We start from the raw sequence: 25594 nt of genomic DNA, 5'->3' as shown, positions 1-25594 counted from the left end.
GTATGTCCAAAGTCGGACTAATCAATAGGGTCAGATGTAAGGCCACGGGTAAGGCCAGTTGCGGGGTTGGACGCGGGATCAGCCGCGCCGCCGCAGCTTCGAAAGGGAAGGTGTCATGCTTACGTACACGTTTGACGAGCGGGAAGGCGAGAGCCTCTACGGGCACCTCTATCGCTGTATCAGGCGCGATATTGAAGCGGGCACCCTTCCGGCCGACATGAAACTGCCCTCGAAGCGCGCCTTCGCGAAGCACCTCGGCGTGAGTCTGATCACCGTGGAAGGAGCCTACCAGCAGCTGGTGGCCGAGGGGTATGTGCGCGCGGAGCCACGCCGAGGGTTCTTCGTGAACGACCTTCCGCTCGCGTGCGCCCAGATGAACGGGGGGAAGCGGCCGCGTGGGGAAACGGAAGCCGCCGTGGCGCGCTTCGGTGCGCATGAGGTGTCGGTACCCGCCGCCGCTTCCGCGCCCAGTTCGCTCGTGGCCGATCTTGCCACCGGGTCGGTGGCCACCGAGCTGTTCCCCTACGCCCTGTGGGCGAAGACGCTGCGCGACGTGTTGGCGCACGAGCCCGAGCGCACGCTGCTGGGCGAAACCTCGGCGTTCGGATCGCTGTGTCTGCGCGAGGCGCTTGCAACGCACTTGCGCACGTTCCGTGGGCTTGAGGCCGATCCGGCACAGATCATTGTGGGTTCAGGAGCGCAAACGCTTTACAACTTCATTGTGCAGCTGGTGGGAAGGCGCAGCCACTTCGCCGTTGAAGACCCCGGTTACCCGCGCCTGACCAGCATCTATCGGGCGAATGATGTGCTGCTTTCCCACGTGCCGCTCGATGCGGCGGGCATCGACGTAGCAGCCCTGCGCGCCTCGGGTGCGAACGTCGCCCACCTCATGCCCTCGCACCAGTACCCCACGGGGTTGGTGACGCCGGTCAGTCGGCGCTACGAGCTGTTAGGCTGGGCGGCTGAAGAAGAGGGGCGCTACCTGATAGAGGACGACTACGACTGTGAGTTTCGCCTGGCGGGCCGGCCGATTCCTGCCATGAAAAGCATCGACGCTACCGACCGCGTCATCTACGTCAACACGTTCGCACGCAGTCTGGGGCCGTCGTTTCGCATCGGCTATGCCGTGTTGCCCGCGCATCTGGCCGAGCGGTTCCAGCGCGACCTGGGCTTTTATTCGTGCACGGTGTCCACCATCGAGCAGTTGGCGGTGGCGCGCTTCATCGAAAACGGCGATTTCGAACGTCACATAAACCGTATGCGCGTTCACTACCGCACGGTCAAAAACGCCCTCATCGAGGCCCTGACCGCTTCACCGGCAGGCCAACACTTCGCCATTGAAGGCGCCGATGCCGGCCTCCACTTCCTCCTGCGCATCACCACCTCCGCCACCGAGTCCTACCTTACCACCGCCGCCCGCGAAGAAGGCGTAGTCCTCGCGCCCCTTTCCGCGTTCTGCCAGCAACCCGCCGCTGTGGGCACCCTAGAAGAACGCTCGCACCAAAACGCCTTCGTCATAAACTACGCCGCCCTGAACCTAGAATCCATCCCTCAGGTCACCCAATCCCTCACCCGCGCCATCGAGAAAACGACCACCGCCGCATCATCTTAAACCCAGCAAGCGAGCGTTTTCTCTTCGCATGACCCCTGCCCCTAGCCGCGCAGAATGCGGGACAGCTCAATCCCTTCGGCTTCGCCCCGGTCGCGGCTGTAAAGGCGCTCAACTGTATTGTTCCAATGCTCGTGCACACCGAGGTTTTCAACCGCGCCACCTGCACCGTCGCGGTACGTTGTACCTGATGGAGGGGCAGATATCAGGCCTGCTTCATGCAGGTAGTTCTCCACGCCCAGGTTGCCGTCAAGCGCTCTGTTGCGGCTGGTAACCGCCGGCTCGTTAATGAGGAAGTCGGCACCCACCGAATCGATGGCCACCGGATCCTGCGACAAAAACACGCTCGCCGTGAAGCCGCCGTTGAAGGGCGCGCTTTCCCAGAGCGCCGCCTCGCGTGTAACCGACGCGCCTTCGGAGGTAGCCACCACCAGCGCGTCGAGCATCCAGAGCATCGTTTTGCCGCCCAGCAGGTGGTTGGCGAACAAATCGGTGAGCACCGTGTAGGAGCCCATGGTCTGGCCGGATACGTAGCGATGGATGCCTGCGGCCTCGGGCGGACGCAGGCGACTTGAGTTCATGAGGGAGCCGAAGTGGTTTTTGCTACAAAGCGTGAGCCCGTAGCTGTGGCCTTTAAGACTGGCCAGGTTGATGAGGTAGGTTGCCTCTGACACGCAGGTGGGAACCGTGTTGGTGTCGCCAGCGACATCGGCCGACCATACGAGCGGCGCGTTCGGGTCGGCCACGGCATCATTCGGGCTGCCCTCGTCGAAGTAGCGGAACTGCACGCCGGCGAGCGCGCCTTCCGAGCAAAGGTCCCTCACGTGTTGGGGAAAGATGCGACATACGTCATACACGGCGATAGCGGCGGGGGCCACACCCGCGTCCTCCACAAGCGAGAGCAAAAGCGCCCGCAGAAGTGTGGGCGTGGTGTAGCTCATGGCGCTGTTTTCGTCGCGACCGAACGTGCCGGCACCATTCATGTTGGCCTTTATGGCGATGCTTTGCCCGGCACGATAGCCACCCGCCGTGCCCGTGCGCGCGTTGTGCGCTTCGAAAAGCGCGTTCCAGCCGGTGGCTGCGGAATCGGCACCCGCGAGGTTGGCGATGCCATCGGCCACCATGGCGCGCAGGGTGTCGGCGTTGAAGTGTTCAGTCTGCCACCAGAAGCCGGAGCCGTCCCAGTTCACGGCCGCGGCGTCGCGCACCCAGGTAACGCGACCGGGCATAACGCCCACGCCGCGCCCCAAAGGTTCATGTGGGGGAAAGACCGAGTCGTAGGGAAGCGAGCCTGCGGACGGGGCTGCCGTCTCCGGGGTGGGGGCGGGAGGTGGTGAGGCCTCAGGTGCTGAAGGCTCCACGGAATCAGGCGCGGGTGTGGTTGAGGTTGCACAGCCGCCCAAAAGCCCCGTTGCTCCCAAGGCCCCCACTGCGGCTGCGGCCAGGAGAAACTCCCGTCGATTGAGGTCGTTCGTTTGAGGGTTCTTCATCAAAAGCGTCCTTTCTCGTTGGAAGCTGCTCTAGTGTCGGAAGCTGCTCTAAGCTGCATCTTGCTTGACCGCACGTTCGCCGCTTCGCTCTTCGGCATGTCGCGTCGCCACCAGGCGAACCAGCACGAGGGCAAGGCCGCCTGCGGCCAGGGCGAAGAGGGCGCCCACGGGGCCGGTGGCTAGCAGGCCTTCCGTGTTCACCACGATACCGCCCGCGAATGACCCTAGCGCGATACCCGCGTTGAACGACATGGGATGCAGTGACGCGGAGAAGGTTACGGCGGCGGGGTAGTCTGTGCGCGCCACTGTCTGGTAGAGCATTTGCACGGTGGAGTTCATTGCGTACATGAGCACTGCCACCACAAGAATGTTCGCAAGGGCGGGCAGGCCGGTGGGAATGGTCACGGCCAAGAGTGCGAGGGCAATGGCGTGCAGGCCGAACGTGAGGGGCAGGGCGTGCAGGCCGAAGCGTTCGGCGATCCACCCCGAGAGCAGGTTGGAACCCACGCATGCCGCTCCCACCAGCAAGAGCATGGCGCTTGCAGCTGCGCCATCGAGGCCCAGCGGCCCTTCGAGCACCGGCGTGAGGTAGGTGTGGAATACGTAGGTAGCTGCCGCGCCAAGGAGGATCATAGCCGTGTTCACGAGTACGCGGCTATCGGTGAGTATGCGCAGCTGAGAGCGCACGGTGGGCGTGCTTGTGGTGGGGTTCACGCTGGGCGATGTGGGCGCATCCGTGCGTCGAGGAAGGGCTGGCAGCAGAGCTATGCTTACTACCAGGCCAAGTGCGAACACGCATCCGTACGCGGCTTTCCAGCCAAACGCGTCGGCGAGCAGGGTTCCGATGGGTACACCCACCACGCTTGACACCGAAAATCCGGCGAGCAAAAGCCCAAGCACGCGCGGAGCCTTCTCCTTCCCTACAATGTCGGGCACGTAGGTGAGAGCTACGGCCAGCAGCGTACCGGAGGTGATGGCCGGCATGAGGCGCGATACGACGAGCAGCGCGTAGTCGTTTGCGAAGAGGGTAAGCAGGTTTCCGGCGTTGAACACCACCAAGAGCGCGGCCGTGAGTTTCAGGCGGTCGATGCGTGCGGTGGCAAGTGACACGAGCGGCGTGGCCACGGCGCAGGCGAGTGCGTAGTAGCCCACGAGGTCACCGATGCGCGTGAAAGGTTCGCCGAGCGCGCCCGCTACATCGGGCGTGATGCCAATGAGCACGAACTCGGCGAATCCGAGGGCGAAGGCGTGCGCCACCAATAGTGAAACGACAAGGCCGGAGCGTGGAGTGCGTGCGGGTGAGGTAAGTGACATGGGGGACGTCCTTTCGACAAAGTGGTTCCTGTACACCGTACTGCCCGTGCAGTAAAATAGCTAATGCTTATACTTGATAGTTTTGTATGCCTCATAAGCATGAGAGGGAAGGAGGCGCTATGGAGCTGCGGACCCTGCGCTACTTTCTTGCGCTGGCACAGGAGGGCACCGTTTCAAACGCGGCGAAGGCGTTGCATGTGACGCAGCCTACGCTCTCGCGGCAGCTGGCCGACCTTGAGCGGAGCTTCGGCAAGCAGCTGTTCGAGCGCGGCAGCAAGCGCATTGCGCTCACCGACGAGGGCGTGCGCTTGCGCGAGTACGCCAAGGCTATCGTGGAATTGGCCGACAAGGCCGAGGCCGAACTCTCGCAACCCGAGCGCGCCGTAAGCGGGGACGTGCACATTGGTTGCGGCGAGACCGACGCGCTGCGCATTGTGCTGCGCGCAGCCAAGCGCCTGCGTGCCACGTACCCCGATGTGCGGTTTCACCTGGCCAGCGGCACGACGGTCGATCTTGTGGATCGCTTCCACGACGGTCGCTTCGACTTTCTGTTGGAATGCGAATTCGTGCAGCGCCCCGACTGCGAATCGCTGCGACTTCCGGCGCTCGATCGGTGGGGCGTGCTCATGCGCAAGGACGACCCGCTTGCCGCCAACGACGTTGTGCGCGTGGATGACCTCGCCGATCGTGCGCTCATCACGTCGCGCCAGGCCACCAAGACCGGCAAGCTGCGCGAGTGGGCCGGCGACGTAGCGGACGCGTGGAACGTGGTGGCCACTTACAACCTGCCGTTTTCCGGCGCGCTCATGGTGGAGGAAGGCGTGGGCGTGGCCGTGTGCTACGACCGCCTCGTTCGTCTGTCGGATGAGGGCACCATGTGTTTTCGCCCCCTCGACCCACCGCTCGTAAGCGAAATGGGCCTCATCTGGAAAAAACACCGCCGCCTTTCCCGACCTGCTACCGCTTTTCTGGAAGCCCTACAAGAAGAATGCAACGAATGCGAAGAAGATACGCAGTAATTCCGTAGGGCAAGGGTTCTACCCTTGCCGCTCAGCATTGGTAAACTTGCAGGTCAAACGTGGTTGACGGCAAGGGCAGAGCCCTTGCCCTACGGTCAACCTACCAGGTAAAACCCGTGTGCTACAGCTAAAGCAACGTGCTTACGCGTCCAAGTCCACTAGGTTGTATTCGCGGCTTCCGAGGCCGAGGGCGGCTGCGGCTTCTATGGTGTGGATGCCGTTGCGGCTTTCCATGCGTTCGATGAGGGCGGCTTTGCCGGGGTCATCCGAGGCGTACACGGCGTCGACGCAGGCCTGGTCGAGTGCTACCGGGTCGAGCGAGGCGAAAATGCCGAGGTCGCCCATCTCGGGCTCGGCGGGGTTCGCGTCGCAGTCGCAGTCCACCGACAGGCGGTTCGCCACGTTCACGTACACGATGTTCTCGCGGCCCATATAGTCCATGACGGCCTTGTCGGCATCGGCCATCGACTCCAAAAACGCGTCGTGGTCGGCCGAGAACATGTCCTCAAACTTCTCCATGACGGCACCCGAGCAGTGAATGTGCCCCTTGCCGTGTGACGACGCTACGCCGATAGACATATTCTTAAGCGCTCCGCCGAACCCGCCCATGGCGTGGCCCTTGAAGTGGGACAACACGAGCATGGACTGGTAATTCGCAAAGTGTGCGCCTACGAAGTTCTCGGTGAGGTGCACGCCGCCTACTACGGGCAGCGCGATTTCGTCCTCTTCGTCCATGAGATCACACGGCGCGATGGCGGTGAACCCGTGCTCTTCGAACGTCTTCAGGTGCTCTTCGGTGGTGTCGCGGCGGCCCGGGTAAGCGGTATTGCACTCAACGATGGTGCCGTCGAGTGACTTCACCAAGTCGGCGATCAGCGCGGGCTGCAAGAAGTTGTGCCCGCCCGGCTCGCCGGTTGAAATCTTCACTGCCACCTTACCCGGCAGCGTCACCCCCAGCGCCTCGTAGGCTTTCGCCAGGCCAGCCGGGCTGATGTCCTTTGTGAAATACACGGTTGCCGTATCCATGGGCAGACCCCTTTCAGTTTCGGTTGCCCCTATTGAACACCTTAGAGTGCGCTCAAAGTCAAGGGATAAATGTATGCCTTTAAGGCATACAGAAGTTTTCACTATAGGCAATAGCTTTCCCGCAGGCGCGCTCGCACAATGAGGCCATCCGAAGGGATCCGGCTTTCACGGCCGAACCGAACAGGGAAGGAGAGGGCATGAGTCTTTCGAATCACGCTTTGAGTCGCCGCAGTTTCTTGCGGGCAAGCGCGGGGGCCACGGCGGCCGCAGCGGCGTTTGGCCTGGCAGGCTGCGCAAGTGACGCCGCTGCAGAAGGCGCAGGTGCGCCCGCGGCGAACGCCGACGGATCGCACGTTGTCGCGTCCGACGTTAGCGTTGTGGGAGGGGAGGGCGAGTGGATGCCCATCCACTGCCACCAGAACTGCAACCAGATGTGCCTCAACATGGGGTATGTGGTGGATGGTGTGGTCATTCGCCAAAAGACCGACGACGCGCGCGAGGACAGCTTCGACTGTCCGCAACAGCGTGGCTGCTTGCGCGGACGTTCCCTGCGCCAGCAGGTGTACAACGCCGACCGCATCAAGTACCCCATGAAACGCAAGAACTGGCAGCCCGGCGGCGGCGAAGCGGCGCACGGCGAACTGCGCGGCAAGGACGAGTGGGAGCGCATCAGCTGGGATGAGGCGCTCACCTACGTCACCGACGAACTCAAGCGCGTCTACGCCGAATACGGCCAAGATGCCGTCGTATGCAACGCGTGGCGCTGGGCACCCGGCTCGGCCATGTTCCCCGTCATCGGCGGCGCGGTGTATGACACGGAAACCGAGTCGTTTGGCTGCTGGGCTTTCCAAACCGAGGCGCTGGGCCTGTACTCCTGGGGCGACCATCCCGACCTCATGATGGGCCCGGACAAGTACGACCTGCCCAACGCCGACACCATCGTGCTCTACGGCTGCAACCCTGCGTGGGCACAGCACTCCAGCATGTACTGGCTTTCCCATGCGAAGGATGCCGGAGTCGATTTCGTGTACGTGGGCCCCAGCTACAACGTGACCGCCTCCACGCTGGGCGCGCGCTGGATTCGCGTGCGCCCCGGTACCGACACGGCGTTCCTGCTGGCCGTGATCTACGAGATGATTCGCCTGGATGAAGAGCGCGGGAATATCATCGACTGGGATTTCGTGAACGAGCGCACGGTGGGCTTCACGCCCGAAACGATGCCCGCCGATGCCACCACAAGCGAGAACTATCGCGACTATATCCTGGGCGAATACGACGGCATTCCGAAAACCCCTGAGTGGGCGAGCGAAATCTGCGGCACACCGGTGGAGGATATCACGTGGTATGCCGAACTTGCTGGTAAAAACAACAAGGTGGTGTTCTTCCATAGCTACGCCGCCTCGCGCTATCTGGGCGCAGAGAACCTGCCGCAGGCGTTCATGACGGTGTCGGCGCTCGGTGGCCATTACGGCAAATCGGGCCACGGCTCGGCCGCCATCTACACGTGGGACGCGGGTGACTCGGGCTACCGCCTCATTCAGCACGCGGGTGGCGACTATGCTTACATCGACAACCTGGTGGCTTCGCCGGCCGTCACGGGCCCCAACCGCTGCATTGAGGGCAACTCATACTGGAGCTCGCTTGCGGCGGGGACGTATATCTCCACGTCGGAAGGCCCCTATGACCTGGGCAGTGAGGTTCCGAATGCGGCCGGTGGTGCCGACACGCTCACCGCGAATGGTCTTGTGGTGAAGGCTTCCACCAAGCTGCGCGCCAACACGCCCACCTACCACGAGGCGCGCGAGATGCCGGTGAACCCGCGCATCCTGTTCGCCACGAACTCGAACTTCATGCAGACGCGCGGCAACCTGCCCACCGCCATTGAGGTCATGCGCGCGGCCGATATGTGTGTGTCGGTGGAGATCAAGTATTCGCTCACGGCCCAGTTCGCCGACATCATTTTGCCGGTGGCCACCCACTGGGAAGGCAATGACGACGAGGCGTGGGGTGAACTCTGCTGGCCAAGCCCCTTCGGCGACGGCAACGGCCAAAAGCAGCGCAAAGACGCGCTGCTGGCGTGGCGTCCGCTCGTAAAGCCGCTGTACGAGGCGCGCGAGGAAAAGGCCGTGTTCCGCGAGATCATCGAGCGCATGGGCTACGACCCGGACGACGCCTACCCCAAGAGCAACTACGACCAGTGGCTCGGGTATTTCTTAGGGATGCGCGAGCTGTCGGAGGACCTCACGCGCTGGGAGCCGGTGCTCACGTGGACGGCCGCCGACAACGAGAAGTACCACGCGAACTACCCGGAGCAGCAGGGGAAGGTGTCGTTCGACCAGTTCATGGCCGATGGCGCATACGTGGTGCAGCGCTCCGCCACCGACCGGCGCAACTACGTGGGCTACCGCGACGACAAGTTGGGCATGGGCCCCGATGGCGAAGTGGTGGTGGCCGACACCGCGTGGCCGCGTCCGTCCATCTCCGGCAAGCTGGAAATCTACTGCCAGTTCAAGGCCGACAACGCGAACCGCACGGGCCTCAACCCCGAACCGATCAAGCCCTACGCGAACTACTTCGTGCCAAACCGCGGCTACCAGGAAACGTTCGCCGACTGGGACAACAAGGTGAAGGGGGCCTATCCGCTGCAAGCCTACACGCCGCACTACCTGCGCCGCGCCCACACCTGCTACGACAACATGACCTGGACGCAAGAGGCGTTCGTAAACCCCGTGTTCATGAACGCGCAGGACGCCGCCGACCGCGGCATCAAAGCGGGCGACACGGTTATGTGCTTCAACGACTTCGGCCGCATGCTGCGCCGTGCTCAGCCGCTTGAGGGCATGATGCCGGGTACGGTGGCCATCCCACACGGCGTGCGCTCGGTGCTTGATGAAAGCGATCCCGCGGGCATTATCGATTGCGGTGGCAGCGAGCAGATGCTCTCCGACGGGCAGCAGTCGAACTACTTCCCCCAGGTAGATGGCTACAATTCGCTGCTTATTGAAATTGAGAAGTACAACGGCGAACCCATCCCCGAAGACTACGACCGCGGGCCGTTTTTGGCCGCAGGCATCGACGCGCCCGATACCCCCGCCTATGTGACCGACGGCATCTATGAGACAAAGGAGGCGTAACGCGCCATGAGCTTGGGATTCTACGTAAACCTGCAGCGCTGCATCGGCTGCAAAACCTGCCAGGTGGCCTGCAAAGATCGCCACAACCTGCAACAGGCCGGGCCACGCCCGCGCCGCGTGGGCACCTTCGAGTGCGGAACGTATCCGAACGTGGACATGTTCCAGCTGTCGGTGTCGTGCAACCACTGCGAAAAACCTGCGTGTGTGGCGGGCTGCCCGACCGGCGCGATGTTTGTGTCCGACGACGGCACTGTACAGCACATCGACGAGCGCTGTGTGGTGTGCCGCAACTGCATGACCGTGTGCCCGTACGGCGCGCCGCAGCTTGACGAGGTGGAGAACATGATTGTGAAGTGCGACAGCTGCAAAGCGCTGCGCGCGGACGGCCGCAACCCGGTGTGCGTGGATGCCTGCCCGATGCGCGCCATCGAATTCGGCGACGTGGACGAGTTGCGCGCCTTGCACGGCGAAGCGGCGCGTGAGCTGCCAGTGTTGCCTTCGGCGAGTTTCACGAATCCGAACCTGCTGGTGGATGCGTCGCCGGCGGCCCTGCGCGAAGACTTCCGCGAGGTGGCACTGTGAGCGCGCAGACGCAGCTTGCCTCACCTGCCGCAGATGAGGCGCGGGAGCGGGCGGCTGCGCTTGAAGAGTTGCTGCTGGCGCGGGTGTATCTGTACGAGTTGTTTCACAAGCTGATGGGCGCTGCGCCGGATGCGGACGTGCTCGAGGCGCTTCTTGGGCAGGCACCTGCGGAAGGAGCGGGCCTATACGCCGAGGATGACGCGACGATGCGTGGGTTCGCCGCTTTCTTGGAGGCGCTAGCGGCGCGCGAGGACCGTGCGGCACTGCTCGATGCGGCGCGCGACGAGTACACGCGCTTGTTCGTGGGCCCGGGCGCGCTCCCTGCACCCACCTGGGAGTCGCCGTACCTCACGAAGGAGCCAACGCTTTTCCAGGAGAACACGCTTGCCGTGCGCGCCGCCTACCGCGCGCACGGTGTGGAGCCGAAGCGGCTGCAGCGTGTGCCCGACGACCATGTGGCGCTGCTGTGTGCGTTCATGGCGGAGCGGGCGCGGGCGGCGCTTACCGCGCTACGTGCGGGGGATGTGGCGGCGCTTGCCGCCGAGCTGCGTGATGAACTGGCGTTCGTGCGCGCACATCTGACAAGCTGGCTGGAGGCGTTTGCCCAGTCGGAGCGCCGTTCGCAGACGGCGGTGCTCTATCCGCAGCTCATCGAGGCCCTTGCGGCATTCGCGGCCGTGGATGCAACGTTTCTCACCGAGGCGGCGTTTTGGGTCGAGTCGTTGGACGGGCTTGCTCTCGAAGCGTCAGAGGGCGCTTCCCTCGCGGACTTCGAACACGCGCTCGCTGGCCTCGCCTCTGTGCGGCCGTTCGGCAGTGAAGACTACGAGTTGGTTCCCTGCGGGCGCGATGCCTCGCTGGGCGCAGCATAAGAAGAGGTGGCTGACATGATTTCTGAATTCCCCTTGTTCCTGTTCACAACGCTTGGCGGCCTGGCTGCCGGTGCGTATGTGGTGTATGCATTTCTCCCCAGTGACCTCAGCGGCGAAGGCGAGGCGAACGCGAAACGCCCGTGGCTTTTCCCGCTGGCGTGTCTGGTGCTTCTGGGCGTGGGCCTGTTGGGCGTGCTCGGGCACCTCGGTCGCCCCGAGCGCTTCCTGCTGGCGCTGGCGAACCCCACGTCCATGATTGCTGAAGAGGCGTACTGGTCGATTGCGTTCGGGCTGCTGGTGCTAGTTGATCTGGTGTTTCTAGCGCGCAAAGGCACAAGCCCGCGCGTGGTGCGCATCCTGGCGGCACTCTGCGGGTTCGTGCTGATGTGCATCATGGGTTGGGCGTACTTCACGGCCTACGGCAATCCTGCCTGGGCCGCGTGGCCAACCCTGCCCCTGTTTGTCATTGGTGACCTGGCCATGGGTGCCGCGCTCGCGGGGCTCTTCAAAGGTGAACGCTACCGCAAGGCCGTGTTTGCCGTAGCTGCCGCGGTGTTGGCCTTGCTTGCCGCAGCGTCGATGGTTGCCGTGAGCATGCAGTTCGCGGCCACGGGCCACGACATCACTCCCTTCACGGTGGCTGTCGTACTCGCCGTGGCATCGGCAGCCGTCACACTCCTCGCACGAGCGAACAAACTATCCGTACCCGCTGCCTCTGGACTCACCTTCATCTGCATCTTCGCCGGCGTAGTTGTCGCCCGCTACACCTTCTACGCCGCAAGTGTTTTGTAAGTTTTGAAGCTTTACACAGGTGCGGGAAGGAGTAGAGGCGTGTCTGTGCAGTGGAATTGACCGAAAGTAGGTGGGGTAGAATGAGGAAGATAGTGGGACTGATCTGCGCGGCGACCTTGATGTGTGGACTGGTTGCAATGGGGCGACGTGGTCATGTTCTTCGGTAGCTGTTCGCCGAGTGGCAGCCTCTATGAACTGGGGCACGCGGTGTCCGGCGCGGACGCCATCGCCACCCTCTCAGGCACCCTTGGAATCACGGCGACGGAATAGTTATCTACCACGGCTTCATCCAAGGCTACTTTGGCGTCGAGGATATCGAGGTGCTCACGGGCGTCGGTGAGGAAAACAAATCGCCTGCCAAGCTTGAAGAGCTGCGCGCCTTCGGCCGCTCGCTGTAGCGACGGCCGAAGGTGTTGTGGCTGACTTCTCCCTCTTTTTACTTCCCGAAGTTTGCCAGAAACTCGATGGTTTCGGGGTCGTAGTGGCTGAAGAAGGCGCTTTCCTCCTGGTCGAGGGCGCGGATGGCGTCCATGTCGGAGGCGTCCAGCGTGAAGTCGAACACGTCGAAGTTCTCGGCCATGTGCTCCGGCCGCACCGACTTCGGGATGACCACCACGTTGCTTTGGATGAGGAACCGCAGCGCCACTTGTGCCACCGTTTTGCCGTGTTTCGCGCCGATGGCCGCGAGTACCGGGTTATTAAAGAAGTCTTTGCGGCCCTCGGCGAAGGGACCCCACGACTCGTGCACCACGCCGTACTTGGCCATGACCTCGTGCGCTTTCTGCTGTTGCATGAACGCGTGCGTCTCCACCTGGTTCACGGCGGGCTGCACGTCCACGAAGTTGCACAGGTCCACCAGACGATCGGGGTAGAAGTTCGACACGCCAATGGCGCGCACCTTGCCGGCGGCGTACGCGGCCTCCATAACGCGCCAGGTGCCGTAGTAGTCGCTCACCGGCTGGTGGATGAGCAATAGATCGAGGTAGTCGGTGCCCAGTTTGCGCAGCGACTCGTCGATGGAAGCGGCTGCTTTCGCCTCGCCGGCGTTTGAGATCCACACCTTCGTGGTGATGAACAGCTCCTCGCGCGGCACATCGCTCTTGGCCATGGCGGCACCCACGCCCTCCTCGTTGTAGTAGGCCTGCGCGGTGTCGATGAGGCGATACCCTGCGGCGATGGCGTCGCTTACGCAGCGCTCGCACTCCGCGGGGTCCACCTGGTACACGCCGTATCCCAGCTTGGGCATCTGCACACCGTTGTTTAGAGTGACGAATTCCATGTTGCGTCCTTTCGGTTGTGGTGGAAGGTTTTTGCTGATTCCAGTGTGCGCCTCGGCTGCGCGGAAGTACAATGCCGAAAGGGAAAGTTACTATGTGTTAGACGCAAGATGAAATGAATGGCTATGGAACTGGAACAGCTGAAACAACTGGATGCCATTGCGCGTAACGGGACGCTCTCTAAGGCGGCCGACCAGCTGCACCTGTCGCAGTCGGCGCTCAGTCGCTCCATCCAGCGGCTTGAGGCGGAGCTGGGACTGGCGCTCTTCGACCGCACGAAGAACCGCATGGAGCTCAACGACGCGGGCGAGCTTGCCGTGGAGCGCGCCCGCGCGGTGCTCGCCGAGGCTGACCGCATGCAGGAGGCGCTGCGTGCCCGGCGCGACGCATCGCGCGTGCTGCGCGTGGGAACGTGCGCCCCGGCACCGCTCTGGCGGCTCGTGCCCGCCATCGCCGAGCGCGAGCCCAACCTGGTGGTCATGCCGGAAATGCTTCCGCTGAAGGAGCTGGAACAGAGGCTCATGTCCGGCAGTCTCGACTTTGCCATCCTGCCGTACGTGCCGGATCTTTCCACCATGCTCTCGGTTCCGCTCATGCGCGAGGACTTGTTCGCCGCTCTGCCAGAAGGTCACCCGCTTGCGGGACGCGACGAGTTGGCGCTAGTCGACCTCGACGGCGAGACCTTCCTCATCTTCGCAGGCATCGGCTTTTGGCGCGAGATATGCGAGCGGCACATGCCCCGCGCGCACTACGTCGTGCAGCACGACTACGTGGTGTTCGGCCAGCTCGCGCAAACCTCGCCGCTTCCGGGCTTCGTCACGAACACGCCCGAAAGCGGGCGCATGATAGGCGGCCGCCACATCATCCCCCTCACAGACGACGACGTGCACGTGCAATTCTCCCTCGTCGCCGTCAACCGCCCCAACTTCCGCTTTCGCGAGTTTATGGTCTGGCTGGAAAAGCGGTTGGCCCTCGAAAACTGAGCGTTTACAGTCCCAAGCTTTCCACCCAGCGGCGTACTTCGGCTTCGCGGGCGCGGCTGGCGAGGCGTTTACCGGGGAGCCAGCGGGTGTCGGGGGAGCAGCAGGTTTTCAGGATGTCCTCGGTGCGGCCCATGCCGCTGCCGCCGGAGGTGGCGAAGGGGATGACGGTTTTGCCCGCGAAGTCGTACGCCTCAAGGAATGTGTTTACGATGGTGGGTGCAACGTACCACCAGATAGGGAAGCCGACGAACACGGTGTCGTAGGCATCCATGGCGGTCACGCGGTTGGCAATGGCGGGTCGTGAGGTGGGGTCGTTCATCTCCACGCTACTGCGGCTGGTCTGGTCGTGCCAGTCGAGGTCGGCGGCCGTATAGGGCTGTGCGGGCTGAATTTCGTGCAGGTCGGCGCCACACACGCTGGCGATGGTGCGTGCAAGGCGTGCCGTCTCGCCCGAGGCGGAGAAGTAGGCAACGAGGGTTTTTGTGCTGCTCATAAGTGAGTTCCTTTCTTTTGTTTTCTCTTTTCCGTACTGCCGCTCGGCAGATTTTTCGGTTGCGGGGTGCAGGCTGTCATCGCACTACCGGCGAGTACGGCCATGCCGAAGCCGATCGAACCCATCACAAGCGCGTGTTGATTGGAGTTGGTATTTATAGTTTAGATACCTTTTTCTACAGGCCAAGCGACGCGAGCCATTCCTCGGCGCGCGTGTCCCTGGTAGACAGACCGGACTCGGTGACAGTGAGGCCTTCGAGGACGGTGGCATCGGGGCAAAGCTCGCGCAGGTCGGCCACTGAAGTAGAGATGGAACTGGAGCCTGACGTACAGAATGGCGCGATGGTTTTGCCGGCCAAGTCGCCGCGATCGGCGAGCGTGCGTATGATCTGCGGGATGTGCCCCCACCAGACGGGGAAGCCCAGGTAGACGGTGTCGTAGTCGGCCAGGCTCGACACGCTATCGGCGAGTGCCGGGCGCGCGTCTTCGTCCCGTTCGCGCTGGCCTACGGTGAGCATCTCGTCGTAGTCATCGGGGAAGGGTGCGGCGGGTTCGATGCGCACGAGGTCGAAGTTCGTGCGCGTTTGGATTGCCTCGGCCAGCGCGAGCGTGTTGCCGGTGCGCGAGAACACGGCGATTACGGCAGCGCCCTGTGCAGGGGCCAGTGTGGGTTCTGTAGTTGTTTCGGGTGCAACGTCGTTCGCCGGCGTCTGCGGCTCGGGCTCAGGTTCCGGTGCGGGCGTTGGCTCTTCAACGGGCGTTTGCGCGCATCCGCCCAGCGCCAAGCTCGCAAGCGCTGCGGCAGACACTCCCACAAAGGCGCGGCGGCTCATCGTTTTGGTCGTCGGTTTCATGGTGCTTCCTTTCTTCTGGTTGCTTCTCCTTGGTGATCTTCGCCATGGACAAGCGATTCCATTGCTGCTACCCTGTGTTCGTTCTTACTTCCGTAACTTCGATAGATATCCTAGAACTTAAAGTTAACTTCAAGTCAAGAGGTAAATATAAATTTCCGCACAAAGGAGGAAACCGTGCTCTACACCATCGGCGACGCGGCCAAGGAACTGGGCATTCCCGCCTCGGCGCTGCGCTACTACGATAAAGAGGGCTTGTTGCCGCACATGAACCGCAGCGGCAGCGGCATCCGTATGTTCACGGAGGACGACTTTGAGTGGGTGCGCTTCATCGAGCGGCTGAAGTGCGCCGGCATGCCCATCAAAGAGATTAAGCGTTACATCGACCTGTACGAGCAGGGCGACGCCACGCTTGGCGACCGCCGCGCGCTCATCTACGACCGGCGCGACGCCGTGAAGCAGGAACTGGAGCGCCTGCAGGAGACGCTCGACTTCATCACCTACAAGTGTTGGTACTACGACAAGGCGCTTGAACTGGGCTCCGAGGATGCCGTGAAAGCCATCCCGCTTGAGGAATTACCCCCCGACATCCGCGCCATCAAAGAACTCTGCGGCATCGTACGATACTAAGCCGTGTCATTCCGCTTCTTTGGCGCGGATTAGTTGGACGCGTTCGGGGGTGATGGTGGGGATGCGGATTAGCATGAGCCACAGCAGGAACACCGCTACGCAGCCAAGGATGGCCCACACCACAGGCTTTTGCACAAACCAGGCGCTCAGTCCCATCACGGTGAACGACACTGCCAGAATGCGCACCTTCGTGCCCAGCGGAATGCCGCCGGCTTCCTTGAACGCAGCCACGTAGGTGCGGTACACCTTCGTGCTCACGATCCACGCATGGCAGCGCGGCGATGATTTCGCGAACAGAAACGTCGCCAGCAACAGCAGGGGAGTGGTGGGCAGTACTGGCACGAATACCCCAATGCAGCCAAGGATGCAGGCAATCCAAGCGACGGCAAGCATGAGCAGGCGGGAAACGCGGTTCATGAGGTGTCCTTTCCGTCGTACAAGGCGGCCCTGTTCGCAGGCGCACACGCGGCGCGCGCAGCGCAGGGACTCGGGCATCTGGTAGTCGCAGTATAACAAAAGCCCGCGCGCCCTCTGTTATGTGTCGCCGAACTGACGGGTTTTCCCGAGGGATGGCAAAATACCCTCTTGCGCGAAAGTTTCCACGTGCTACAATAGGCAGGCTGTTTATTCAAGCGAGGGGAAACCCTCCACCTGATTCGGCGCTTCGGCTGCTGATGGGTCGCTCGCATACCGAGGTTCACGCCTCGCCACACGATTGCGAACCCGTCGCCTCCCGAGGCGGCGGGTTTTTTAGTGAAGCGCGCAAGCGCGAAAGATTAGGAGGTGAGCGCGATAGCTGCTCAGGAGCCCCGGCTCAACGAAGAAATTACCGTCCGCGAATGCCGTCTCATCGGATTCGATGGCGAGCAACTGGGCATTTACGCCACGGCGGAAGCCCAGCGGATCGCCGACAACCAGGGACTTGACCTGGTGGAGATCGCGCCGATGGCCGAACCGCCCGTCTGCCGCATTATGGACTACGGCAAATTCAAGTACGATCAGGCCATCAAAGCCAAGCAGGCGCGCAAGAACCAAAGCAAGATCGAAACCAAAGAAATGAAGTTCCGCCCGAAAATTGACATCGGCGACTACACCACGAAGAAGAAGCACGTCCTGCGCTTCCTCGACGATGGCAACAAGGTGAAGATCACCATCATGTTCCGCGGCCGCGAAATGGCGCACCCGGAACAGGGCCTCACCATCCTGGAGCGCCTCGCCGACGACCTGAAGGAAATGGCCGTCATCGAGAGCCAGCCCAAGATGGAAGGCCGCAACATGCACATGCTCATCGCCCCTCTGCCCTCTGCGGTTGCGGCGAAGAAGAAAAAGGAAACCGAGAAAAAGGAAGCAGAAGGGAAGGACGAGTAATGCCTAAGATGAAGACCCACCGCGGCACCGCGAAGCGTTTCCGCGTCACCGGTTCCGGCAAGATCATGCGCTCCAAGGCTTTCAAGAGCCACATCATGACCAAGAAGAGCCAGAAGCGCAAGCGTAATTTCCGCCACGAAACCGAGATCGCCACGGCCGACCAGAAGGTCGTCGCCCGCAACCTCGGCCTTCGCTAAGTCGAAAAGGAGTGATACTCAATGCCTCGTGTTAAGCGTGCAGTTAACGCCCACAAGAAGCGTCGTACCGTTCTCAACCGCGCCAAGGGTTACTACGGTGCGAAGTCCCGCTCCTATCGCGCTGCGAAGGAACAGGTGCAGCACTCGCTGCAGTACATGTACCGCGACCGTCGCAACAAGAAGCGCGACATCCGTCGTCTGTGGATCACCCGCATCAACGCAGCTGCCCGCATCAACGGCCTGAGCTATTCCGTGTTCATGAACGGCCTGAAGAAGGCCGGCGTGCAGCTGGATCGCAAGGTGCTCTCCGACATGGCCGTGAACGACCCCGCCGCGTTCGCCGCCGTGGTGGAAGTGGCGAAGAAGGCTCTTTAGTTTCGTCGTTCTACGAACGACGAAACTGCTCGATGCTGCGAGGCGCTGAGGCACCCAATCTCGCCCCTTTTTCGCTTACCCTCACGTGCGAAGCACGCTCGGCCGCGAAACGGGGCGATTTCGGGCACCTCAGCGCCTCTCGCTGACTTTGGTTCTACCTATGCGTAAGGCCCCGCGTGAGCGGGGCCTTTGTTGTGCGGGGAGGGAAGTTTACGAAGTTGGAAGCTTAGCCGTACATGCTGGTGAGCCAGTCGGTGGGGCAGGTTTCGTAGCCGTAGAGAGCTTGGTCATCTTGGCCGAGTTGCACGAACAGGTGGGTGCCGTTGTCCAAGGTGACATCGATGTAGTACTTAGTCTGAATTTCCTCGTCAACGGGGCCACTGCCACCTGTGGTGACGATGGTGGCCGAGACGGCCGTTGCGCCGTTGCCGAGATTGCGTTCATTAACCAGTTCAACTGCGCGTGCTGCGTGAGGTTCGTTAGCGAACCCTGCGGCAAATTCTATAGCGGCGTTTCGCTTCATCTCGCGAAATTTCGCGATTTCCTCTTCGCTCATCAAAGGCTTGCCGTAATCCTCGCCGTACTTCTCATGTACTTCTTTTCGGAAGGCGATAAGTTCAGCCTCGGTGCCAAAGTTGGGACCTTCACCAGTCTCATCGTTCCAATCATCAAATGCCTGCCAGCTGCCTTCGTAGGGGTCGAAGTTGGAACTTGCTACGGCGCCGCCATCAGCTACGATAGTGGCTGATACGGAGCCGCCATCCACTTCAAGAAGCACATCCCAAAATAGGCCGTGAATGTAGTCTGCTTCAGGGGCCGTGGTTGTCTCGCTGTTGCGAAGCACCGCCTGGGCACGGCCCGTTGCCGGGTGGTCGTAGGCGCGTTCGGCCACCTCGGCGGCAGCGGCAACGGCGTACTGCGCCGACACATTGCCTTCGGGAAGCGCGATGCCGCGGTCATCCACCTTCACGGTGAGACCTTCGGGGGCCTGCACCTCGTCGGTCACGGCGGCCGAAGCGCTCTGCACGGAGGCGCTTTCCACCACGCCCGCGCCGTCTTCGCCCGCCAGCGCAATGTACGATCCCAACCCGGCGGATCCCACCGTCACCAAACACGCGGCAATACCAATAGTGATGAGGGTGCCGCTCGCGCGTGCCTTCGCTTTCGTGGTCATAACCATGTCGTTCTCCTTTCGAGGGGTCCCGGCGCTTCGTGCGCTCGGTGTGCCTCTATAGTCGCGCGCGGTGGTCATCGCCTGAATACCGGTGTGTTACGAAACGGTAAATTCCGCCTCGGCCACGGTTCCCTCACCTTCCTGCGAGCGGAACGACAGCGTTGCGCCATGGGCCTGTGCAATGCGCACGCACAGCGCCACCCCTAAACCGGCACCGCCGTGGGCGCGGCTGCGGGCCTTGTCGGGGCGGTAGAAGGGCTCACCCAAACGCTCAAGCTCTTCGGGGGCAAGCCCGCGTCCGGTGTCGGACACGGAAAGCGTCACGCGCGAACCTTCAGCGATCACCGATACCTGCACGATGCCACTCGCCTCGCACGCGGCCACGGCGTTTGACAACAAGTTCGTGACCAGGCTTTCTAGCAACACTTCGTCCCCCGCAACGCAGGCGGCATCAAGGCGTACGGCACACACCTCCACGCCGCGTTCGCGGGCGGCGGCTTCGGCGGTGCGCAGCGCTCTCCGAGCCACCTCGGACAGGTCGACCGGCACCCGTTCTATTTCGTCCGCCTCCAGCGAAAACAGTTGCAGCATGCGTTGCGCGATGCTCTGCAAGTGCTCGCTTTCCTCCACCACGTAGCGCAGCGCGGAGTCGCGCTCATCCTCGGTTGCGTCGGCCAGTCGCAGATATTCGGCGTAGCCGCGCACGGCGGTGAGAGGCGTGCGAATCTCGTGCGAGAGGCTGGCGGCCATGCGTGCGTTCGCTTCGGCGATGCGGCTGATCTCGTTGATGTCGGCCTCAGCCGCGTCCGCCATGGCGTTGAAGCTGGTCGACAGCGTGCCTATCTCGTCGTTTCCCGCCTCAGCGGAGCGCACCGACCTCTCGCCCGCGGCAAACGTATCAGCCGTGTGCGCTAAACGTTCCAGGGGACGCGACAGGCTGCGCAGTACGAAGAATAGCCCCACGGCCAGCACCAGGGCCACGGCGGCGCACCCTACAACCAGCGTCAGGCGCATCTGCTCCCAGGTGGCACGCAGCGGCTCGAGCGAGCGCGCGTACGACAATTCATAGGTCGCAAACTCGTCGGGCAGTGCACTCTTCACTATCACAACGTGCGTGTCGCCGAGGCTCGTTCGCATCCACGTTTGCAGGTCTTCGCCGGGCTGCACGCTGAACTGCGCCTCAGGCTCGCCCGGCAAATTCGAAAACAGCACTACGCCCGCGCGCGTCACTTCCAGATACGCGCCGTCGCGCGCGTAGTAGTCGCCGTAGGAGCGGGCGAGCGCCGCCTCGCGCAGCGCGGCACCGGTCCCGGAGTGCGCCACCTCCAGGTCCCGCACAAGACTTTGGGCCACGAAGGCCTGCTCACCCCTCGTTTTTTCTACCTGTGCTTCCAGCATTTGTTGCTGGGTTTGCCAGCCGATAAAGGCCAGTCCGCCGCAGAGTGCCACCAGTGCCACCGCCAGCGTGAGCAGATAGGTCTTTTGCCAAAAGCGCAGGTTACGCATGGCCGCCACGCCCCGCCGCCGCAGCTGCCCCCGTGCGCGTGCTCAAGCGATACCCCACCTTACGCACCGTCTGGATCACATCCTCCCAGCCCAGCTTCTTGCGCAGCCGCAGCACGTGCATGTCCACCGTGCGCGTTTCGCCCACAAAGTCAAAGCCCCACACCAGCTCCAGCAGCCGCTCGCGCGAAAGCGCCAGGTTGCGGTTCACCACAAGCGTGTCCAACAACTCGAACTCCTTCGGTGCCAGACACACTTCTTCGCCGTTGCGAAACACTTGGTGAGTGTCGAAATCAACGCGCACCCCGGCGTGCTCGAAGACGCGCTGCTGGCGGTTCGTGCGGCGCAGCACTGCTTCCACTCGGGCCAGCAACTCTAGCGTTTCGAAGGGTTTCACCACGTAATCGTCCGCCCCTAAATTGAGGCCATCAAGGCGGCTCGACAGGTCACTGCGCGCGGTAACAAATATGACAGGAAGGTCGTCGTCCAGCTGGCGCTTCACCTCAAAGCCGTCCAGGACGGGCATCATCACGTCAATGAGCGCCAGATCAAAGCTGCCGCCCTGCGCGCAGGTAAGGGCCTCGGCGCCATCGAAGGCGGAGGCGGTGCTGTGTCCGACAAGTTGAAGGTTGCGACAGATAAGGTCGTTGATAGGTGCTTCGTCTTCAGCGACAAGAATGTGCGCCACGGGAAGTCCGCCTTTCCGTCAATCGTTCGCGAAAGGGACAGTATCCCAGCGCTCTGTCACGAAACGGTAACGACGGGGCGCACAAGGGGTGAGAGGCGCCGCAGGGGCGCCATTTACGCTTCTGCTAAGTTGTGCTCTGGTTCGTCCTCACGATCCCAGTCGTCCAGATGGCACAGCTCATCAACCCCGGTGAGCGTACGGGTGAGGTAGCCCTGCGCCACTTCGCGTGCACTGCCCGACGCACCGGCAATCACTTCAACCCCCGCGTGGCAGAACAAATTCGCAATGTCGTACTCAATGGTTCCCACAATAAGCACGTCGACGCCAATCTCGCTCAAAAGCGACACCAACTTGGCACCCGACACGGCGGGTTTGGGCATATTCTGACATTCAACAATAACGCCGCGGCTCACCGTATAACACATGTAGCTGGTACACTGGCTAAAGCGAGGCGCTACCTCCAAGCCGGTGCTTGCCACCGCAATTCTCATAAGCTCCCTTTCGCCTAATTCGTTCCTCATACGATACCGCGATGCCCCGATTTCGCGCCCACCCTTTCGCCCAGCGGGGAAAAATAGTAAGCTGAACGACATGGACACTCAAAATGAACCATATTATGACGTGGTTGTGGTGGGCGCTGGCGTGGTCGGAGCTGCGTGTGCGCGCGAACTTTCCCGCTTTGAACTGAGCGTGGCGGTGCTGGAAGCCGGCAACGATGTGGCGTGTGGGGCAACGCGTGCGAATTCCGGCATCGTGCACGCAGGCTATGATCCTGAGCCCGGCACACTGAAGGCGTGCTTTAACCTGGCGGGCTCGCGGCTGTTTCCCACGTGGGCCGATGAGCTGGGATTTACGTATCAGCGCAACGGCTCGCTGGTGCTGGCATTCACGGAGGAAGAGCTTGAAGCCGTGTGGGCGCTTGCCGAGCGTGGTAAGCGCAACGGCGTGGAAGGCCTGCGCGTGCTGACGGGTGCCGAGGTGCGGGCGCTGGAGCCAGCGGCGGGGGAGGCGTGCGGGGCGCTTCTGGCCGACACAGCCGCTATCTGCGACCCGTACGAGGTGGCGCTGTTTAGTCTGGAGCAGGCGGTTCAGCACGGGGCGCAGGTGTTTTTTAACGAACGGGTTGAACGCGTTGCGCGTGGGGAAGGTGCTGGTGGTGAGGGCGGTGCGGCCGACGCGCGCGGTGGCGGGGCGCGCTATGTGGTGGAGACGGCTTCGGGCGCGCGGTTTGCGGCGCGCGCAGTGGTGAACGCGGCGGGTGTACATGCCGACGAGCTGAACAACCAGGTGAGCGCGCACACGCTGCGCATCGTACCGCGCCGCGGCGAGTACTGCTTGTTTGACACGGACTTCGGCACGACGTTTTCCCATACGCTGTTCCAGGCGCCCTCAAAGGTGGGGAAGGGTGTGCTCGTCACCCCTACGGTGCACGGCAACCTGCTGGTGGGGCCGACCGCCGTTGAGCAGCCGGACAAGGATGACGCGTCCACGACGGCCGAGGGCTTGTCGGCGGTGCTTGACGCGGGGCGGCGCACCTGGCCTGGCCTGACGCCGCGCGGCATCATTGCGAACTTTGCGGGCGTGCGTGCGACGGGAACCGAGGGCGACTTTGTTATTGGTCAGCCCGACGACGCGCCCGGGTTCTTCAACGTGGCGTGCTTCGACTCGCCGGGGCTTACGTCGGCGCCCGCAGTGGCGGTGGCTCTTGCGCGTGAGGTGGCGGACATTTTGGGCGCGCGTCCTCGTGCGAACTTTAACCCTTATCGGCCGCAAACGAAGCCGTTTCACCTGATGAGCGAGCATGAACGCACCCGTGCTGTCGCGGCTGACCCGCGGGCGGGCCATGTGGTGTGCCGCTGCTGCGAGGTGACGGAAGCCGAGGTGGTGGCGGCGCTGCACGCGCCCGTGCCGGTACTTTCGCTCGACACGCTCAAATGGCACACACGCGCGACCATGGGTCGCTGCCACGGCGGCTTCTGCTCGCCCGAGGTGGCGAAAATTGTGGCGCGCGAGACGGGGGTTGCGCCCGATAAGCTGGACAAACGTCTGCCAGGCTCGCCGCTCACAGCAACGGCGCGCCCGGACTACGCCAGCCTTGCTCAGGCCGAGGCTGCGCGCGCCGAGGCTGCGGTGCGTGCCGCAGACGCGACGGCGGGAAGTGCCGCCCCGGAATGCCCCTACGACGTTGTGGTGGTGGGTGGTGGCGCGGCCGGTCTCGCGGCGGCGCGCGCGGCGGTGGCGGGTGGTGCCGAGCGCGTGCTGTTGGTTGATCGCGAGGCGCGACAGGGCGGTATCCTCAAGCAGTGCGTACACGTGGGCTTTGGCCTGCACCGATTCGGCGAAGAACTGGCGGGGCCCGAATACGCTTCACGCGAGATTGCGGCGTTGCCGGCCGCGGTTGAGGTGCTGGCGGACGCTTCGGTGTTGTCCCTTGATGCCACACGCGCTGCGGAGGGGGAGCTTGCCGTGCATACGTCTGGCCGCGCGGGCATGCGTACGCTGCACGCGCGCGCCGTTGTGCTGGCCACCGGTTCGCGCGAGCGGGGCCTCGGCGCGCTCAACGTGGCGGGGAGCCGTCCTGCGGGTGTGTTCTCGGCCGGCAGCGCGCAGAACTTCATGAACCTGCAAGGGTGCTTGCCGGGGCGGTGCGCTGTCGTGTTGGGTTCGGGCGACATCGGGCTTATCATGGCGCGCCGCATGGCCTCGCAGGGCGCGGAGGTAGAGGGCGTCTACGAGCTGCTCGATAGGCCCTCTGGCCTGCGCCGTAACATCGTGCAGTGCCTCGACGACTTCAACATTCCGCTACACCTCAGCACCACGGTCGTGCGTCTGGAGGGCGCGGGCCGTCTGGAGGCAGTCTATGTGGCGCAGGTGGATCCCGCAACGCTCACGCCCCTTCCCGGCACCGAGCGCCGCGTGCCGTGTGACACGCTGCTTTTGTCGATAGGGCTCGTACCCGAAAACGAGATAGCCACTACGGCTGGTGCCATGCTCGACAGGGTGACCGGCGGCACGGTGGTGGACAATCGCCTCGCGACCGACGTGCCCGGGCTGTTCGCCTGCGGAAACGCGCTGCACGTGCACGACTTGGCTGACCATGCCTCAGCAGAAGGTGACCTCGCCGGAGCCACTGCGGCCGCCTATGCCCGCCGCCTTGCGGCCGGGGAAGGGGCTGTCGCACAGGGCAGCGTGCCGGTAAGCGCTGGAGAGGGTGTGCGCTACGTCGTGCCCCAACGGCTTAACTCCGCAACCGACGCAACCGAGCGCATCACGCTCTCGCTGCGCGTCTCAAAGCCGCTGCGAACCCCGCGCTTCATTGTGGAAGGAACGAACGCAAGCGGCGCGGTGCACCTGATAAAGAAGGCAAAGACCATGGTGGCCGTGCCCGCTGAAATGATTCAGATTCCTCTCACGGGTGCCGAGGTGGCAGGCTTCGCGTCCGTGCGCGTGCGTGTGGAAGGTACGCCCGATACGCCGCGCCCCACACCACAAGGAGGTGACGCGCCGTGCAAGTAGCCACCGAAATTGCGTCGTTCACCTGCATTTGCTGTCCCTTGGGGTGCCTCTTGGAAGTGTCGTTTAACGAGCGAGGCGAGGTGGCGGACGTGAGCGGCAACACGTGCGCGCGTGGTGCCGCCTACGCCGTGCGCGAGGCCACCGCGCCCGAGCGCATGGTGACCGCAGTTGTGTGTGCAGTGGGATGCCTGGAGCCGCTCAGCGTGAAGACCCGCGCCCCGTGCCGAAAGAGCGCGTGGCTGAGGTGCTTGCGGCGTGCCTATCGGCGCAGGTGGAAGCACCGGTCGCGGAGGGTGCGGTCGTCATCGCCGACGTATGCGGCACCGGCGTGGACGTGGTGGCCACAAAGAGCGTACCATGATGGTTCACAACACACATACGCAGGGAAGGGCTGGTACCACCATGGCAGAAGAGGAACCAAAAGCGGCAGAACACGAAGAGGGTCGTGGCGCCCGCATTGCGGGAACTGCCCTTGTGGCCGTAGGGGTAGTGGTGCTGATTTTCGTAGCCGCCGCCGCGGCGTTTTTCCTGTTGGCCGAACTGTTGCAAGGCGAATGGCTCCTCACCGGCAGTGCCCTGGTAGTACTGGCCGGCTGCGTATGGTTAGCCAACCGCCTCGTCCGCGTAGCCGCCAACCAAAACAAAGACCCTTTGGGCTAAGATTCGCTCATCGCGTTACATTGTAGTAAGAACGCCCGTCGA

Annotated in this window: 25 protein-coding genes and 1 pseudogene; 15 read left to right on the top strand and 11 right to left on the bottom strand. The window is 63.0% G+C overall.

What is annotated here, in order from left to right:
- Nucleotides 1-115 precede the first annotated feature (115 nt).
- Complete coding sequence (gene pdxR, locus QNJ86_RS10260) at nt 116-1612, top strand: MocR-like pyridoxine biosynthesis transcription factor PdxR (protein ID WP_283832530.1); 1497 nt, start codon at nt 116-118, stop codon at nt 1610-1612.
- A gap of 41 nt (nt 1613-1653) precedes the next feature.
- On the opposite strand, the gene QNJ86_RS10255 is transcribed toward pdxR, so the two are convergent.
- Both QNJ86_RS10255 and QNJ86_RS10250 read right to left on the bottom strand, forming a co-directional pair.
- On the bottom strand, nt 1654-3099 hold the full coding sequence (locus tag QNJ86_RS10255; RefSeq protein ID WP_283832529.1) for a DUF362 domain-containing protein: 1446 nt from the start codon (nt 3097-3099) through the stop codon (nt 1654-1656).
- A gap of 48 nt (nt 3100-3147) precedes the next feature.
- Nucleotides 3148-4413, bottom strand: a complete 1266-nt coding sequence (locus QNJ86_RS10250) for an MFS transporter (protein WP_283832528.1) — start codon at nt 4411-4413, stop codon at nt 3148-3150.
- Nucleotides 4414-4532: 119 nt separating this feature from the next.
- Between QNJ86_RS10250 and QNJ86_RS10245 the strand changes: the two genes are divergently transcribed.
- Nucleotides 4533-5432, top strand: coding sequence for a LysR family transcriptional regulator (locus QNJ86_RS10245; RefSeq protein WP_283832527.1), 900 nt, complete (start codon nt 4533-4535; stop codon nt 5430-5432).
- Between the two features lie 141 nt (nt 5433-5573).
- On the opposite strand, the gene QNJ86_RS10240 is transcribed toward QNJ86_RS10245, so the two are convergent.
- Entirely contained in the window at nt 5574-6458 is an 885-nt protein-coding gene (locus tag QNJ86_RS10240) for a DUF362 domain-containing protein (RefSeq protein ID WP_283832526.1), read from the bottom strand.
- Nucleotides 6459-6655: 197 nt separating this feature from the next.
- On the opposite strand from QNJ86_RS10240, the gene QNJ86_RS10235 reads away from it, so the two are divergent.
- The 5 genes from QNJ86_RS10235 (at nt 6656) to QNJ86_RS10215 (ending at nt 12108) form a co-directional block, all read left to right on the top strand.
- On the top strand, nt 6656-9592 hold the full coding sequence (locus tag QNJ86_RS10235) for a molybdopterin-containing oxidoreductase family protein (protein WP_283832525.1): 2937 nt from the start codon (nt 6656-6658) through the stop codon (nt 9590-9592).
- 6 nt (nt 9593-9598) lie between these two features.
- A complete protein-coding gene (locus tag QNJ86_RS10230; RefSeq protein ID WP_283832524.1) occupies nt 9599-10174 on the top strand; it encodes a 4Fe-4S dicluster domain-containing protein in 576 nt (191 codons plus the stop codon).
- On the top strand, nt 10171-11046 hold the full coding sequence (locus tag QNJ86_RS10225) for a TorD/DmsD family molecular chaperone (protein WP_283832523.1): 876 nt from the start codon (nt 10171-10173) through the stop codon (nt 11044-11046). The genes QNJ86_RS10230 and QNJ86_RS10225 overlap by 4 nt, the downstream gene beginning before the upstream one ends.
- A gap of 15 nt (nt 11047-11061) precedes the next feature.
- A complete protein-coding gene (locus QNJ86_RS10220; RefSeq protein WP_283832522.1) occupies nt 11062-11838 on the top strand; it encodes a DmsC/YnfH family molybdoenzyme membrane anchor subunit in 777 nt (258 codons plus the stop codon).
- Between the two features lie 123 nt (nt 11839-11961).
- Complete coding sequence (locus QNJ86_RS10215) at nt 11962-12108, top strand: hypothetical protein (RefSeq protein ID WP_283832521.1); 147 nt, start codon at nt 11962-11964, stop codon at nt 12106-12108.
- A gap of 166 nt (nt 12109-12274) precedes the next feature.
- Here QNJ86_RS10215 and QNJ86_RS10210 read toward each other — a convergent pair whose 3' ends face one another.
- A complete protein-coding gene (locus QNJ86_RS10210; protein WP_283832520.1) occupies nt 12275-13117 on the bottom strand; it encodes an aldo/keto reductase in 843 nt (280 codons plus the stop codon).
- 123 nt (nt 13118-13240) lie between these two features.
- Between QNJ86_RS10210 and QNJ86_RS10205 the strand changes: the two genes are divergently transcribed.
- Nucleotides 13241-14098: a LysR family transcriptional regulator gene (locus QNJ86_RS10205; protein ID WP_283832519.1), complete on the top strand. Its 858-nt coding sequence runs from the start codon at nt 13241-13243 to the stop codon at nt 14096-14098.
- A gap of 4 nt (nt 14099-14102) precedes the next feature.
- Here QNJ86_RS10205 and QNJ86_RS10200 read toward each other — a convergent pair whose 3' ends face one another.
- Complete coding sequence (locus QNJ86_RS10200) at nt 14103-14591, bottom strand: flavodoxin (protein WP_283832518.1); 489 nt, start codon at nt 14589-14591, stop codon at nt 14103-14105.
- Between the two features lie 175 nt (nt 14592-14766).
- Nucleotides 14767-15444, bottom strand: a complete 678-nt coding sequence (locus QNJ86_RS10195; RefSeq protein ID WP_283832517.1) for a flavodoxin — start codon at nt 15442-15444, stop codon at nt 14767-14769.
- Between the two features lie 174 nt (nt 15445-15618).
- Between QNJ86_RS10195 and QNJ86_RS10190 the strand changes: the two genes are divergently transcribed.
- A complete protein-coding gene (locus QNJ86_RS10190) occupies nt 15619-16071 on the top strand; it encodes a MerR family transcriptional regulator (RefSeq protein ID WP_283832516.1) in 453 nt (150 codons plus the stop codon).
- A 6-nt stretch (nt 16072-16077) separates the two neighbouring features.
- Here the strand turns inward: QNJ86_RS10190 and QNJ86_RS10185 are convergent, their stop codons facing one another.
- Nucleotides 16078-16488: a YbaN family protein gene (locus QNJ86_RS10185; RefSeq protein WP_283832515.1), complete on the bottom strand. Its 411-nt coding sequence runs from the start codon at nt 16486-16488 to the stop codon at nt 16078-16080.
- A gap of 366 nt (nt 16489-16854) precedes the next feature.
- Between QNJ86_RS10185 and infC the strand changes: the two genes are divergently transcribed.
- Genes infC through rplT form a run of 3 tightly spaced genes read left to right on the top strand, consistent with a single transcriptional unit; the run spans nt 16855 to nt 18011 of the window.
- Nucleotides 16855-17439, top strand: a complete 585-nt coding sequence (gene infC / locus QNJ86_RS10180) for a translation initiation factor IF-3 (RefSeq protein WP_283832514.1) — start codon at nt 16855-16857, stop codon at nt 17437-17439.
- Complete coding sequence (rpmI, locus tag QNJ86_RS10175; protein WP_283832513.1) at nt 17439-17636, top strand: 50S ribosomal protein L35; 198 nt, start codon at nt 17439-17441, stop codon at nt 17634-17636. Before infC ends, rpmI begins: the two co-directional genes overlap by 1 nt.
- Before the next feature lie 21 nt (nt 17637-17657).
- Nucleotides 17658-18011 carry a 50S ribosomal protein L20 gene (gene rplT, locus QNJ86_RS10170; RefSeq protein WP_283832512.1) on the top strand — a complete coding sequence of 118 codons (354 nt, stop codon included), beginning with the start codon at nt 17658-17660 and terminating at the stop codon, nt 18009-18011.
- Nucleotides 18012-18237: 226 nt separating this feature from the next.
- On the opposite strand, the gene QNJ86_RS10165 is transcribed toward rplT, so the two are convergent.
- The 4 genes from QNJ86_RS10165 to QNJ86_RS10150 form a co-directional block, all read right to left on the bottom strand.
- Entirely contained in the window at nt 18238-19191 is a 954-nt protein-coding gene (locus tag QNJ86_RS10165; RefSeq protein WP_283832511.1) for a hypothetical protein, read from the bottom strand.
- Nucleotides 19192-19281: 90 nt separating this feature from the next.
- Complete coding sequence (locus QNJ86_RS10160) at nt 19282-20691, bottom strand: sensor histidine kinase (RefSeq protein WP_283832510.1); 1410 nt, start codon at nt 20689-20691, stop codon at nt 19282-19284.
- On the bottom strand, nt 20684-21376 hold the full coding sequence (locus QNJ86_RS10155; protein ID WP_283832509.1) for a response regulator transcription factor: 693 nt from the start codon (nt 21374-21376) through the stop codon (nt 20684-20686). The genes QNJ86_RS10160 and QNJ86_RS10155 overlap by 8 nt, the downstream gene beginning before the upstream one ends.
- A gap of 113 nt (nt 21377-21489) precedes the next feature.
- A complete protein-coding gene (locus QNJ86_RS10150) occupies nt 21490-21867 on the bottom strand; it encodes a NifB/NifX family molybdenum-iron cluster-binding protein (protein ID WP_283832508.1) in 378 nt (125 codons plus the stop codon).
- A gap of 100 nt (nt 21868-21967) precedes the next feature.
- Between QNJ86_RS10150 and QNJ86_RS10145 the strand changes: the two genes are divergently transcribed.
- From QNJ86_RS10145 to QNJ86_RS10135, 3 genes and pseudogenes are all read left to right on the top strand, one after another.
- The gene (locus tag QNJ86_RS10145) at nt 21968-24892 is read left to right on the top strand and encodes an FAD-dependent oxidoreductase (protein WP_283832507.1); all 2925 of its coding nucleotides are present in this window, start codon (nt 21968-21970) and stop codon (nt 24890-24892) included.
- Nucleotides 24893-25047: 155 nt separating this feature from the next.
- Nucleotides 25048-25253: pseudogene (locus QNJ86_RS10140) on the top strand (DUF1667 domain-containing protein).
- Nucleotides 25250-25552: a hypothetical protein gene (locus tag QNJ86_RS10135; RefSeq protein ID WP_283832505.1), complete on the top strand. Its 303-nt coding sequence runs from the start codon at nt 25250-25252 to the stop codon at nt 25550-25552. Before QNJ86_RS10140 ends, QNJ86_RS10135 begins: the two are co-directional and overlap by 4 nt.
- The last annotated feature ends 42 nt before the right edge of the window (nt 25553-25594 follow it).

The sequence above is a fragment of the Gordonibacter faecis genome (assembly GCF_030077735.1).
GTDB lineage: Bacteria > Actinomycetota > Coriobacteriia > Coriobacteriales > Eggerthellaceae > Gordonibacter > Gordonibacter faecis.
The sequence above is the reverse complement of the archived record's forward strand: the minus strand, read 5'-3'. Positions and strand labels throughout refer to the sequence as shown.